The sequence below is a fragment of the Acidobacteriota bacterium genome, assembly GCA_019347945.1.
Taxonomy (GTDB): domain Bacteria; phylum Acidobacteriota; class Thermoanaerobaculia; order Gp7-AA8; family JAHWKK01; genus JAHWKK01.
The window spans coordinates 204,120-217,911 of the sequence record JAHWKK010000002.1 but is presented as its reverse complement, the minus strand read 5'-3'; the positions used below and the strand labels follow the sequence as shown (position 1 = coordinate 217,911).

Below are 13,792 nucleotides of genomic sequence, written 5' to 3'. Positions count from 1 at the left end.
TGTCGATATAATCGTTTACCGTGGAATTCATGACCTTACTACCGGCGGAACACGCTCAGGCAGTCCACGAGCTCTGTCAACGGTTTCGCGTGGAGAGTCTGTACATATTCGGATCTGCCGTGACGAGTGATTTTGATCATGCGAGGAGTGATCTTGATTTCCTCGTTCGGTTCGCCCCGGCCGCACCTCGAGATCACGCTGATCAGTACTTCGGGCTGCTCGAGGCGCTGCGAGATCTTTTCGGGCGGCAGATTGATCTGGTCGAGGAAGAGGCCATTCGGAACCCCTATCTACTCCGCTCGATCACGGCGTCGAGACAACTCGTCTATGAAGCAGCGTGATCTCCGGAAATACCTGTACGATCTCATCGCCGCTGCCGAGTTGATCCAGAAGTTCCTTTCTGGCAAGACTCTCGACGATTACCTGAACGACTCCCTGCTTCGTTCAGGCGTCGAACGGCAGTTCGAGATTATCGGTGAAGCTCTCCGGCAGGCTTCAGAAGTGGATCGATCAATCAGTGAGAGGATTACGGGTTTTCGGCGGGTCATCGACTTCAGAAATCAGTTGATTCACGGTTACATGATTGTTCGGAACGAGATCGTCTGGGCGGTGGCCGAGAACGACCTACCGGTCTTGATCGCCGAAGTTCAAAGATTCATGGACGAGCTCAATTCAGACCAGAACTGAGCCTTCTTCTCGCGCTTTTCATGGCAACCTCACCACCCTTCTGTCGACACGCTCCTTGTGATTGAAATGGAAATTGGGACTGAAAAGAGAATTCAGCCCGGGGTTAGAATCGCCTTGTGAAGCTGCTCAGTCGAGCGATGTTCTTCGTCTACGGCGTGGTGTTCGGGGCATTCACGACCGTGGTCTATCTGCAGTGGACGGGGCAACTCTCAGCTCCGACACGAACAGGAACCACCGATGTGACCCCGCAAGCCGTCGCCACCGCGACGGATCCTCTCGATCAGACCTTCGATGAAGGCGCTGCGCCTCCGGGCCGGGGAGACTGGCTGGCGATTCCGGTTGCAGACGTGACGAGATCAGCGCTGCAGGACACGTGGGGAGCGGCGCGCGGCGCGGCGAGAAAGCACGAAGCGATCGACATCGTGGCGCCGCGGGGAACGCCCGTTCTCGCCGTGGACGACGGGTCGATCATGAAGCTCTATCGGTCGACTGGAGGCGGCATAACGATCTATCAGTCGAGCGCCGACGAGCGGTGGATCTATTACTACGCCCATCTCGACCGCTACCGGCTGGGACTCGGCGAGAAGATGACCGTTCCGCGCGGAGAGGTGATCGGTTACGTCGGGACGACCGGAAACTCACCGAAACAGTCTCCCCATCTCCACTTCGCGATCGAGCGGATGCCCCCCGGAGGAGAGTGGTGGAAGGGTGAGCCCATCAATCCATATCCGGTGCTGCTTCGAAGGGGCAGAACGGTTCCTTCCGACTCGCTGCCGCCACCCGACTCGACATTGGAAAGCGCGGATTGAACGGAGCCGAACACCAGGAACCGGGCGCGATACAATCGGTCATATCTCAGGAGGACGAATGCGCAAAGGCGACGACAGCATCCGAAAAACATTGAGTCGGCAGGACAAGGAATTCCGCGCGCTGATGGAGGAACATCGGCGCCACGAGCTCCGACTCGAGGAGCTGGCTGGCAACGAGCCCCTCTCTCCCGACGAAGAGCGGGAGGCCCGCGAGATCAAGAAGCAGAAGCTCCATCTGAAGGACCGTATGGAGAGCCGGGTGCGAAGCTGGAAGGAAAACCGCACGGTCTGAAGAACCGGGAGGATTTCAGACTTGAGATACGGCATTGCGCCTGAAGGCTGGGTATTCATCATTCCGGCAGCGCTCCTGGCGATCGCCGCGCTGGCCGCGGGTTTCTGGCTGGTGGCGATCGTCCTCGGAGTGCTCGCCATCTTTCTGCTCAGCTTCTTTCGTGATCCGGTGCTTTCCGCCGGCGAAGCGGCAGACGAGGTCCTTTCACCCGCGGACGGGACGGTCGTGCGGATCGCTCCGCTGGAGAGCTCTCCCTGGGAGGGTCTGACTCAGCAGATCAGCATCTTCATGTCGGTCTTCGACGTTCACGTCAACCGCGCACCGATCTCGGGAGAAGTCGTCCACTACAGCTACAAGCCGGGTGCGAAGGGAAACGCGATGTCCGACAAGTCGTCGGCCGAGAACGAGCAGAATCTCATCGTGATGCGGGACGCGAATGGGCGTCACGTTGCGTTCCGGCAGATCGCAGGCCTGCTGGCGCGCCGGATCGTTTTCGACTTGTCCGAGGGGGACCGCGCCGAGAGGGGAACGCGGATCGGGATGATCAGGTTCGGCTCTCGTGTGGATGTTTACCTCCCACCCGATGCCCGGATCGAAGTCGAGATGCGGCAGAAGGTGAAAGTCGGGCGAACGGTGCTCGCGACGCTGAGCGCGAAGGGGGAGGCCGAGTGAACAAGCCGAACCGGTTCGGCCGGGGCGTTTACGTCGTTCCGACGTCACTGACCGTGCTGAATATCTTTTTCGGCTTCGCGGCAATCCTCTACAGCATGGGAGGGATGCGGGCGTCGACGATAGGGAACGTGGAGGAGGCGAGCCGGCTCTTTCAGCTGGCGTGCTGGGCAATAGCCTTCGCTGCTCTCTGCGATACATTCGACGGGCTCGTCGCGCGCAAGATGAATGCGACGAGCGAGTTCGGCAAGGAGTACGACTCCATCGCGGACGTCGTGACATTCGGGGCTGCCCCCGCCGTCCTGGTCTATGCCTGGGCATTGCAGACGCTCGGCCGGCTCGGGGGAGGGATCGCGTTTCTGTTTCTCGTCGGCGGGTCACTCCGTCTCGCACGATTCAATGTTCAGGCTGCGACCACGGACCCTCGTCACTTCATCGGTCTCCCGATTCCGGCTGCCGCGCTCACGCTGGCAGCGATCATCAATTATGCGCCGGCCCCCGTCTACGACGTGACGTTCGCCAGGATCATGCTGGTGGTGACGCTCGGGCTTGCGGTCGCGATGGTCTCGACGGTGAAGTACCGATCCCAGAAGTCCCTGCGCATCGAGCGGAAGCGGGCTCCGTTGTTTCTGTTGGGGTTCTCGGCTCTTCTCGCGCTTCTCTATTTCCGGCCCGAGGAGTTTCTCTGCGCATGGTTCGTCGGCTACGTCGTATCGGGGCCGGCTCTGATGTTGTGGCGGCGGGCGTTTCCCGGCGCCCGGCAGCCCGCAGAGGATCCGCTGGAGGACGACGACACGGTCCCGGGCTTCGAGGAGATCGGAGAGGACGAACCGTTCGAGTCAGCCATCGAGCGCGAGGACGCCGATGACGGGCTCTGACGGGTATCGCGTCGGAGTTTTCGGTGCACTCACGCTGCATGGAAAGGAGCTCGTCGGGATACTTCGGGATCGGATTTTTCCCGTTGCCAGGCTCGCACTTCTGACCGATGACGAAGAGGAAGCGGGAACGCTTGCCGAGGGCGTGCTGGAGCCGGCGTTTCTGAGGATGGCGAGTCGCGAGGTACTGGAAGGACTCGACATGATTTTTTTCTGCGGGGATCCCGAAACGGCGGCACGATGGATTCCGCTGCGCGACGAGCTCTCTTTCACGGCAATCGATCTGACGCAACCTTCCGCCTTCTCGAAAGACGTGGAGGCGAGAGTCGCCGGGATCGGCTCGGACGAACCGCCGACCGGGGATCTCGTCGTCTCCGCGCATCCGGTCGCCGCGATGATCTGTTTGATCCTCGAACCCCTGCTCCGACACGCGACGATCGAGTTCTTTACTGCAAGCGTCATTCTTCCCGCCTCGGAGCTGGGACAGGAGGGAATCGACGAGCTCTTTCAGCAGACGCTCGCTGTCCTGAACGCCGAGGGCCCGCCCCGACAGGTCTTCGAGCAGCAGGCTGCGTTCAATATCTACACGCCGCGGGACGCTTTCGAGCTCGAGAACTACATCGTCGGGCAAATCCGTCAGATCATCGGTTCGGAGCTTCGCGGTTCCGTTCTCGTCCAGCAGGGCTCGACCTTTCACAGTCACTCTCTCGCCCTTCACGTCAGACTGGCGGAAGCGGTGGGACTTGCCGAGATCCAGGAGGCGCTCGAGGGAAGCCTCTCCCTCGTCGCGGCGGATCCCGAGACACTTCCGGGGCTGACCGATGCCGGAGGACTGGATACGGTGCTGATCTTACGGGTCGGTCTCGACCGAGAGGACTCTCGAAGTCTCTGGATCCAGGCGGCGAGCGACAACCTTCGCAGAAGCAGTGTTCTCAACGCGGTCATGCTCATCGAAGAGCTCGTCGGCCGCACCGCGAGCGGTCCGAACTGAGCGCGAGGATGTTTGGCGCGCGTCGCCCGGACTGCAATAATGCGCCTTTCGTATCCGCAGGCCCGAGCAAGGAGGGAGACTGAATGAGCTGGTTCGAGTGGATCGTGGGGCGCCTGGAGTACTACGTCTGGAACTTCGGGATACCCGTCGCCGGAGAGATGATCCCGATCATCGTCATTGCGCTGCTCGGAACCGGCGTATTTCTGACGCTCCGTCTCGGGTTCATCCAGCTGCGAAGACTCGCGCACGGCTTCGGCGTCACGAGCGGCAAGTATGACGATCCGGCCGAACCGGGCGACGTTTCCCACTTCCAGGCGCTGACCACGGCGCTGTCGGCGACGGTCGGGATCGGAAATATCGCGGGAGTGGCGATCGCGATCCACTTCGGGGGTCCGGGGGCGCTGTTCTGGATGTGGATCACGGCGCTGCTCGGGATGGCGGTGAAGTACTCCGAGGTCGTACTCGCGCAGGAATATCGCGTGGTGGAGAAGACAGATCTCGATCCGAAGAAGTGGGAAGGGTCGGTTTCCGGTGGGCCGATGTACTACATCGAGCGGGGACTGGGGCCGAAGTGGAAACCGATGGCGGTGTTTTTCGCGCTCGCTCTGATGGCGACCTCGTTCCTTACTGGCAATGCGGTTCAGGCCAACACGGTTGCCGACACCGTGCAGACCGAGTTCGGGCTGGCAACGTGGATCACGGGGGCGATCACCGCCGCGATCGTTGCGGCCGTGATCATCGGAGGAATTTCGCGGATCGGTGCGGTCACCGGAGTCCTTGCCCCGGTGATGGCGGGTATCTACGTGATCGGGGCGCTGACGATTCTCGCGATGAACCCCGGTCAGATTCTTCCGGCGTTCGGGACGATTTTCTCCGAGGCGTTCAATCCGACTGCAGGAGTTGCGGGGACCGGGGTGGGAGCTTTTCTGGTCACGATGATGTGGGGAGTGAGGCGAGGTCTGTTTTCCAACGAGGCGGGACAGGGATCGGCGCCGATCGCGCACTCCGCTGCCAAGACCGACGAGCCGGTTTCAGAAGGTGTGGTGGCGCTGCTCGAGCCGTTCATCGACACCATCCTGATCTGCTCCATGACGGGGCTGGTGATCATCGTGACGGGAGTCTGGAACGATACGATTCCGACGACGATCGAGCTTCGGGGCGGAGATCTCTCCTACGTCGAACAGTTCGACGATGGTTCGTTCAGATCGACGACGCCGAGCGGAGAGATTCGCTACGAGAACGGGCAGCCGGCGGGAGGTCCCGTCCTCGCGTGGCACGAAGTGGGAATCGAGCAGCTGTGGGCCGACGAAGCGCGCTCGGTTCCGTTCACCGGAACGATCGATTATCAGCGCGGCGTGGCAGTGACACCCAGAGGTGAAGAGCTCGACCGCCTCTACGGAGACGCGGTCGAGAGCGGTGCTCCGCTGACAAAGCTCGCATTCGAGCGTGGTCTGGCACCGCTCGGGAACTGGGGTGGGATGATCGTCGTCATCTCGGTGCTTCTCTTTGCGATCTCCACGGCGATCTCCTGGAGTTATTACGGGGACAGATGCGCGAACTACGTCTTCGGCAAGGTCGCGATTCTGCCGTTCAAGTTCGTTTTCGTCGGCATGCACTTCATCGGTGCAACCGTGACGCTGGCGACGGTATGGACGCTCGGAGACATCGCGCTCGGATTCGTCACGTTCCCCAATCTCATCGCGCTGGTCCTGCTTTCGGGAGTGGTCGTGAGGCTGACGAAGAGCTACTTCGAGAGGAAGCCGTGGATCGAGAACGCAGAGGTACACAAGAGGATCGCCGAGGAGAAAAGGCAGCGCAGACATTGATGGCGGATCGTGCGGTCGTGCCGTTCGACCGCCGGCATTCCTGAGAGATGTTCACCGGACTGATCGAAGCAACGGGAGTCGTCGAGGAGCTCGTCGACGTCGACGGAGGCGCCCGGATCTCGATCCGTTCCGAGCTCGCCGGAGTGATCGCCGGCGAGAGCATCGCGGTCAACGGCATCTGCCTCACCATTTTCCCGAAAGACGGTCTGCTCCGTGCGGACGTTTCGACGGAAACGATCGAGCGCACCACGATCGGGGATCTGCAGCCGGGTGAGGTGGTCAATCTCGAAAGGGCGCTCGAGGCCGGCTCGCGCTTTGGCGGCCACCTCGTGCAGGGCCACGTTGACACGACCGGCCGGCTCGAATCGATCTCCCGCGCGGGGGAGTTTGCCGTTTACCGATGGAGTATCGGAGAGGCGTATGCGAGACTGCTCGTCGACAAGGGATCGGTCGCGATCGACGGCATCTCGCTGACCGTAGTGGAACCCTCGGAGTCGCAATTTTCCGCCGCGCTGATTCCGGAGACGATCGAGCGAACGAACCTGAAGAATGCAAGGGTCGGTGACAGAGTCAACGTCGAGCTCGACCTGATTGCAAAGTATGTCGAACGGCTGATTCGGCCGTATCTGAAAACGTGATCATCCACAGCAAATCGACCGCTCCATTCGTGAAGGAGTTCGCGACGCCTGCGGAGCCATTCCACACGAGAACGTGGATCTCGCCATACAGCCTGTCCGCGCGGTCATCGTGGCATCCGGCGATCGATCTCTACCGGCTCGAGGGAGTCGCTCCATCGCGAACCAACGTCGAAGTCGCTTCGGGTTTCGACCGGGCCGGAGCCGGGGCTTTGGCGCGACCCGTCGTCTGTGACGTGAGTGGTCCGCAGGAACGGGTGTACTCGACGGGACGCGAACTGGTGGCGGCGGCAGCGGGACGGAACGGAACCGGGGTCAGTCTGTTGATCAATCCGGAATCGGGACTTCCATCGTCGTACCGTTCGGCGGGGGAGGTGATTGTTTCGGCCTGGCCTCCCTGGCCCGGTGAAGTGGAGGAGCTCGCGGAGCGGCTCGAGGAGATGCGCTGGCACCTGATGATTCCGCTCGCTCCGCCGCTGACGACGGACCTTTCGATGCTCGAGAAGCTCGTCCGAACTGCAGAGCAGCGGGGAGCGCGCTCGGTGGTTGCCGTCTCGGTCGATCTCGATACGCCGGCGCGCCGCCGGCTCGCGGAGATGTCGAGGAGCGAAGAATCGTGGATGGTGCTGTTCGACGATGACATCGAGCTGCTCCAACTGGCCAGCGAGCGGCACGTTGCGGCTCTGGCGCTCGAGGCAGGCCTGGACTGGCGGCTTCCCGAACCGACCGACGACGGGACAAACTGGGCAGCGGCGAGCCACCTCGCGCGAATCGGAACGCTCATGGTACGGCTCGAGGAAAACGCAGAGCTCGGCTGGCTCTTTCTGAGAGCATCGAAAGTTGTCGCCGGTCTCGGCCACTCGGTCCGAGAGCTTGCCCGAGGCGACTCACTGGAAATCGTCGACCTTCTCGAAGGCGTCGTCGGCGAGACTCTCCGCGAGTGGATCGATCAGGGCGAGAGCTCGCTCCTCCATTCGATGTCGACCTCGTGGCCATTGCGACGGGATTACACGCGCGACTGATCGAGAGACTACGAACACCGGGCTGCAGCGAGCCGGTCAAGGAATTCGACCCACCGCGCGCCGAGTTATGCGAATGACCCCGGAGCTCTCCGGGGCGAACACAAACCCACGAAAGAGGCAGTTAATGACTTTTCCCAACGAGAGCGCCGAATCATTCGAGGCGGCGCTCGAAGAGACGCTCGATTTCAAAACACCGCAAAAGGGTGACCTGCTGCGGGGAACAATCATCACGGTTTCCGGAGACGACGCCTACATCGCTTACGGCGGCCCGACCGAAGCACTGATCCACGCTGATGAGCTCGATGAAGGTTATACGCTCGGCGAAGAGATCGAGGCCTCGGTCGTTTCCATCTCAGGAGACCAGATTCGCGTCTCGAGAAAACTGCTCGCGAAACAGGCCTCCATCCAGGCACTGAAGGATGCTTACGAGGAAGGCCTCGTCGTCGAAGGAAAAGTGACCGGCCGCAACAAGGGCGGCTTCGACGTGAAGATGGGCTCTGTCAGAGCCTTCTGCCCTCTCTCCCAGATCGATCTCGGCAAAATCGTCGATCCCGATCAGTACGTCGGCAACACTTACGATTTCAAGGTTCTGGAAATCTCGGACGATGGGAGGAAGCTGGTCATCTCCCGCGCGGCCGTCCTGAAGGAAGAGGCTGCCGAGAAGGGGAAGGAGACGCTCGAGAATCTGCAGATCGGCATGACGGTCAGCGGCGTCGTCCGCAACGTAGTTCCATTCGGCGCATTCGTAGACATCGGTGGGATCGAAGGCCTTCTTCACGTCTCGGAGATCAGCCATCATCGCATCGAAGATCCCAAAACGGTGCTCTCGCCGGGCCAGAACATCGACGTCGTCGTGACGAAGATCGAAGAGAACGGCAAGCGCATCTCGCTCTCCCGCAAGGATCTCGAACCGGATCCGTGGATCAGCGTTCCCAGCCGGTTCAACCCGGGAGACAAGTTCACCGGAACGATTGCCCGGAAGACCGACTTCGGCCTGTTCGTCGAGCTCGAGCCGGGAGTCGACGGGCTCGTCCATCAGTCGATGCTGCCGCACGGCACGTCGCCGTCCGATCCGGAGTTCCAGATCGGCAGCCAGATCGAAGGATGGGTCAAGGAGGTCGACGCGAACAGGCGACGAATCTCCCTGGCGCTTCGCGAAATCTCCGACGGAGATCCATGGGAGCACGTCCTGACGAAATATCCGATGGGAAGGACGCTGGAGGGAACCGTAGAGAAGGCGGTCGACTTCGGGATTTTCGTCGAGGTCGAGCCGGGTCTCACCGGTCTCGTACCCGTATCCGAGCTCGATCTCGCGCCCGATCAGTCGCCGGAGGGTCTTTTCGAGCCGGGAGCGAAGCTTCCAGTCCGCGTGCTGAGCGTCGATACCGAACGCCGCCGCATGTCGCTGACCATCGCCGGCGGTGAGGAAGAGGGTGAGGTTTCCGACCAGATCGCCGAGACCGCACCTGGCAAGAGCGCGATGGCGCTCGCGATGGAACGGGCTCTCAGCAACGGTTCCTGACGTTGCTCAGACGCCGATTCGAAGGGGGCTCACCGGAGCTCCTTTTTCGTTTCACTGCAGAAAACGCGGTTCTTTGCCGGGAATGAGTCTCGGTTGGCCCCGTCGTATCAGCGATGTTGCGAGGCGAGCATTTCGGCGAGCCCGCGCGCGTACGCGGCATCGAACTGGGAGCCGGCATTTCGTTCGAGCTGAATCAGGGCGGCACTCTCGGGCATTGCAGGTTGATACGTGGAGGTCGTCATCGCGATGAAAGCTTCGCAGATCGCGAGGATACGAGCCCCGCGCGGAATCTGTTCTCCCCGAAGGCCTTCCGGATAGCCGGTTCCGTCGACGCGCTCGTGGTGGTAGAGAACCAGTCTGCCGATCTCGGCCCCGAGAGGCGAGTCGGCCGTCAGCGCGGCACTGACGACAGGATGGCTCGTCACGAGCTCTTTTTCGGCTTCACTCAACTCCGGTTTCGTGTAGATCTCGTCATATTCGAGTTTTCTCATCCCGACGTCGTGGACCAGCCCGGCGAGGCGGATCATTTCGATCTCATCGGGAGGCAGCTCGTGATGATGGGCGAGCTGTTCGGCGAGCGCACTGACCCGACGCGAGTGTTCGACGAGCTCCGGATAGGTCTCGAAGTCCGGTTCGAGGAGCTTTTCCGCCACCCGCTGGCGCATCGCGCGGACCGAGTCAGTCGAGATCGAGCTCCGAATCGTCTCCTGGACCTGATCGAGATAGGGCGTCAGAAGCTTCTGGGTCTCCCGGTCGGGCGGCTGCTCGAATCCGACGCTGAGCACCAAGCCCTTCATCGATCCGATCTTCACCGGCGCGCTCAGGATGGAAGCGAGTCGCGCGCCGTTGATCGGGCGGCCCGAGCCGGTCGGCGCCAGGGTGACCCGCGCGGGACTACCCGCCTCGGAAACGGACTCTCCCTGTTTCTCCAGCCACGCGCGGAGCTTCTGATCGAGCTTCGCGAGCGCGTCCGGGGTCGGTTCGCCATCGACGACGACCGGCTGCACATTGCCGAGATGACCGAATGCGGAGAAGGCGGCGAGAATGACCCCGGGTACCGCAAAGATCGTCTGCAGTGCCACCGTGACGGTGTTGATCTGCGACTCGCTGAGCATCTCGCCCGTCACGGGGCGGTTCGTGATGCGGCGGCTCACCACCTGCTTTGCCATCTCGATGAGCTTCGCTTCCGGGCTGACCTGCTGCCGCGTCTCGCTCACCTTGACGCCAAAAGCTCCGCGGGAGGACAGAAAATCGAAGATGTCGCGGAGAATCGGCATGACGCTCTGGAGATCGGCATTCGTGAACGGCTTTCCCCCGCTCTTGTCGCGGAGATCCAGAAAGCCGAGCAGTTGCCCGTGAAAAAAGATCGGCGCCACGAGGATGCGATCGGTGTTGACGTCGAAGAGAACCGGCGCGATCCGGGGATCGGCTGCAACCCCATTTACGAAAAACGCCTTTTGCGAGAGGAGGAGGCGCTCGACGACCGGATGACGCGGCGGGAGTTCCTCGGCCAGCTTGGCGTTGAAACCGTAGCTCGCCGCCACCCGATACGGACTTCCTCCCTCGGTCATGTAAAACGCTGCTTTGGTCGCCTGCAACGACTCCATGCAGCGGTAAAGCAGACCCTTGAGATGCGAGCTCAACTCGCTGATCTTCGATGTCATCGCTTTCCAGAATATAAGAAGTGTCGCGCGAACGTGAGGTCGGGCCCTGTCACCCCGTTTCCCCCTCCATACTTTACAATTTCGATCATGACCCGCCGTCCGGCTGCAGCGTTTCTCTTCCTTCTTGTTCTTCTTTTCCCGGCCAGCAGCTCGGGAGCCGCGTGCGACCTCACGCCCGCCGAGACTCGCGAGTTCCGCTCCACGGTGCGCGACCTCGATCTTCACGTCGACCGGCTGTGGGCCGCCGAGACTTATCGAGTCACTGCGTATTCGACGACCGGAGGGGGACTGATCCCGGTCGGCACGCGCGCGGTTGCCGGCATGACCGGTGTCGTCGACGCGGTCGAGGGAGGGGCCTGGGTAGGCTCCTCTTCCACGCTCTTCTTCTTCGATCCCGACATGAACCTGATTCACAGCGTCTTTCTCGACGCCGAGATCAACGACATCCTTCAACAGGGGGAGTACCTCTACATTGCGACCACGGGTCGGAGCGTGCTGCAGCTGATCGCCGCCCAGCCCGGCCTGCTTCCCCGGCTGATGGAGACTTCGACCGGTTCCGCCAGTTCGGTGGCATTCCGGAACGGAACGCTTTATGCCGCCGACGGCGATTCGACCATCGAGGCGTTCTCGCTGACGATCCCGTCGCTTCCCCAGAAGATCGGCTCGATTCCGAGCTTTCCGCAGACCAGCCGAATCCATTTCGACGGAGAGCGGCTCATTGCCTCCAACGGGCGCCAGACCGAGATCTTCAGCGGGTCGGGGGCGCAGATGAATCGAATCGGGGTGCTCGAAAAAGGTTCGATCTCGTGGGTCAGGCTCAATCCGGGAGTCGCCATCTCGTCCGGTCTCGATACGACCCTCCGGGCATACGATGTCTCGTCGGCATCGCGCCCGGTGAAGACATGGGAGACGAGGCTTCCGGCGAGCGGGGGATCGCTGAATCGGATCGGGAGCCTCGCGGCTGATTCGCGTCATCTCTACGTCGCGGCGGGGGACCTCGGAATCGTGACGGTCGAGGTCGAGTCGTTTCATCCGCCCTACCTCCTCAGGTCGGTCCCGGCGGCCGGGCCGAGCTCGATCGCTCTCGGCAGCGACGAAATCTATGTCGGCTTTCCCGGCGCGGGAGTCCAGGCGTGGCAGCTCTCTTCGACCGGGAGCCTCGCGGTGCAGAGAACCGTCGTCACGGGCTCTCCGGTGATTCGCGACTACCGTGAGGGATCACTGCTCCTCACCGCAAGCAGTGAAGCATTCGTGATCGATGCGAAAACCGGAGAGAAAACCGCCTCGGTCGCAATCGGGTTTGGCGCGGCCGACGCGGAGCTCGCGGATTCCGGGGCGTGGATTCTCGCCTCCGACGGAACAGTTTTTCGCGCCGTGTTCGAGTCGGGTGCCGTCTCGCCGGTCGATCTGGCCGGCGTTCCGATCTCCTGGATCGACGCTCGAGACGGAGTGCTCGCGGCTGCCGGCCTGAATGAGGCTGGATCTACCGTTGTTTTCCTCGTTCGGGACGGCGAGCAACCCGCGTCGATCACGATCGAAGGCGCAGCGACGTCCGGGGTTGCGGTCGACGATGCCGGAAGAGTCGCCCTCGTGACGTTTCGAGGCCTGAGCGTTCTCGACGTCGTTGCGGGCTCGGAAGTCGTCACTCCGCGCGGCAGGGGATTCGCGACGAGTCTCGTCTGGCTCGGCGACGAGATAGTCATCGCGGACGGTTCCGGGTTCGAGATCCGCGGTCCCGGAGGGGAGGTCCGGCGCACGATCGAGGTTTCCGGAGGTGGACAAAGCCTCTCTGCTTCGGAGTCCGGCGCCTTCGCGGGAGCGATATCGAGCCAGGCGGTGACGATCATCAGCGGATCAGCTTCGGCCGGCTCGCCCGGCGAAGTAATCATCGACAGTTCGAATCTCTTTTACGACCGGCTGGCCTCGGGGGGAGATTTCATTCTGCTCGGTGAGCCGGAGACCGTCGAGAGGATCAACTTCATCGGTGAGCGGCTCGCTCCATCGGGCCGGGTACACGCATCGGCAGGGGATGCGGTCGCGCTCACTCCCTGGCGCGATGGATGGTGCGAGCTTCTCGGGGACGGCACGATTGCCTGCCGCGGAGCATCGGGGGCGACGTTCATGGAGCGAAAGCTCGATGAGGGGCCCGACAGTTCCTTCCTCGGCATTCGACGGATCGGTGATCTCTTCTGGGTCACGGTTTCGAAGGGATGTCTTTCGACCGGCTGTGTCACTGCTTCGGTTCTTCTCAACGATCAGCTGATGAAGGTTGGCGAGATCGGCGGTGGTATTCGGGATTCAGTCGTTTCGGGTGAACGAGGATGGATTCTGGCCAGCGCCCCGCGGAGCATTCTCGCGCTCGATATTTCGAATCCGTCCGGACCCGTCGTCATGGCGTCGACACCAGTGAACCCGTCAGCAACCGCGATCGCTCACCATGAGTCGGGCACGCTCTACGTGCTGACCTCCGAAGGTGCCATTGCGATGAATGATGCGAGCCTCCTGCAGATCGGCGCGGTTCCGCTTCCGACTTCCGGTGGATCACTCAACGAACAGACGCTCGCGATCTCGGGGGAGTGTGCCTTCGTCATCGGCCGGACGGGTCGTCTCGAGGTTTTCAGAATCGATTCTCCGCTCGACTGGATGGCCTACTCGTCGACAGAGTTTCCGGCGTCCCCGATCGATCTCGTCGTCGATGGCGATCGCATTTTCGTTCTGACGACGCATTCGGTTGAGGTGCTCTTCGCCGGCGAGCCTCCTCCGCCGCTGCGGCGTCCGGGAGCGCGCCGGAGATGAAGCT

The 13,792-nt window shown here is 61.9% G+C and carries 13 protein-coding genes; 12 read left to right on the top strand and 1 reads right to left on the bottom strand.

Annotated elements, in window-relative coordinates:
- The first annotated feature begins 29 nt into the window (after positions 1 to 29).
- From KY459_02470 to KY459_02420, 11 genes are all read left to right on the top strand, one after another.
- Positions 30 to 341: a nucleotidyltransferase domain-containing protein gene (locus tag KY459_02470; GenBank protein ID MBW3563567.1), complete on the top strand. Its 312-nt coding sequence runs from the start codon at positions 30 to 32 to the stop codon at positions 339 to 341.
- Entirely contained in the window at positions 328 to 687 is a 360-nt protein-coding gene (locus KY459_02465; GenBank protein MBW3563566.1) for a DUF86 domain-containing protein, read from the top strand. Before KY459_02470 ends, KY459_02465 begins: the two co-directional genes overlap by 14 nt.
- 137 nt (positions 688 to 824) lie before the next feature.
- Positions 825 to 1,496 (top strand): M23 family metallopeptidase, encoded by a 672-nt coding sequence (locus KY459_02460; protein ID MBW3563565.1) that lies wholly within the window; start codon positions 825 to 827, stop codon positions 1,494 to 1,496.
- Between the two features lie 58 nt (positions 1,497 to 1,554).
- Positions 1,555 to 1,788: a DUF465 domain-containing protein gene (locus tag KY459_02455; GenBank protein MBW3563564.1), complete on the top strand. Its 234-nt coding sequence runs from the start codon at positions 1,555 to 1,557 to the stop codon at positions 1,786 to 1,788.
- A 21-nt stretch (positions 1,789 to 1,809) separates the two neighbouring features.
- Positions 1,810 to 2,460, top strand: a complete 651-nt coding sequence (locus tag KY459_02450; GenBank protein MBW3563563.1) for a phosphatidylserine decarboxylase family protein — start codon at positions 1,810 to 1,812, stop codon at positions 2,458 to 2,460.
- Entirely contained in the window at positions 2,457 to 3,335 is an 879-nt protein-coding gene (gene pssA, locus KY459_02445) for a CDP-diacylglycerol--serine O-phosphatidyltransferase (GenBank protein MBW3563562.1), read from the top strand. The genes KY459_02450 and pssA overlap by 4 nt, the downstream gene beginning before the upstream one ends.
- Positions 3,322 to 4,323, top strand: coding sequence for a hypothetical protein (locus tag KY459_02440; protein MBW3563561.1), 1,002 nt, complete (start codon positions 3,322 to 3,324; stop codon positions 4,321 to 4,323). The genes pssA and KY459_02440 overlap by 14 nt, the downstream gene beginning before the upstream one ends.
- Positions 4,324 to 4,406: 83 nt before the next feature.
- A complete protein-coding gene (locus KY459_02435) occupies positions 4,407 to 6,149 on the top strand; it encodes a sodium:alanine symporter family protein (protein ID MBW3563560.1) in 1,743 nt (580 codons plus the stop codon).
- Between the two features lie 47 nt (positions 6,150 to 6,196).
- Entirely contained in the window at positions 6,197 to 6,787 is a 591-nt protein-coding gene (locus KY459_02430; protein ID MBW3563559.1) for a riboflavin synthase, read from the top strand.
- Positions 6,784 to 7,806, top strand: a complete 1,023-nt coding sequence (locus KY459_02425) for a hypothetical protein (GenBank protein ID MBW3563558.1) — start codon at positions 6,784 to 6,786, stop codon at positions 7,804 to 7,806. Before KY459_02430 ends, KY459_02425 begins: the two co-directional genes overlap by 4 nt.
- 124 nt (positions 7,807 to 7,930) lie before the next feature.
- Positions 7,931 to 9,328, top strand: coding sequence for a S1 RNA-binding domain-containing protein (locus KY459_02420; GenBank protein MBW3563557.1), 1,398 nt, complete (start codon positions 7,931 to 7,933; stop codon positions 9,326 to 9,328).
- A 107-nt stretch (positions 9,329 to 9,435) separates the two neighbouring features.
- Here KY459_02420 and KY459_02415 read toward each other — a convergent pair whose 3' ends face one another.
- Complete coding sequence (locus KY459_02415) at positions 9,436 to 10,992, bottom strand: HD domain-containing protein (protein MBW3563556.1); 1,557 nt, start codon at positions 10,990 to 10,992, stop codon at positions 9,436 to 9,438.
- Between the two features lie 87 nt (positions 10,993 to 11,079).
- Here KY459_02415 and KY459_02410 point away from each other — a divergent pair, with 87 nt between their 5' ends.
- Positions 11,080 to 13,788: a hypothetical protein gene (locus KY459_02410; GenBank protein MBW3563555.1), complete on the top strand. Its 2,709-nt coding sequence runs from the start codon at positions 11,080 to 11,082 to the stop codon at positions 13,786 to 13,788.
- Positions 13,789 to 13,792 lie beyond the last annotated feature (4 nt).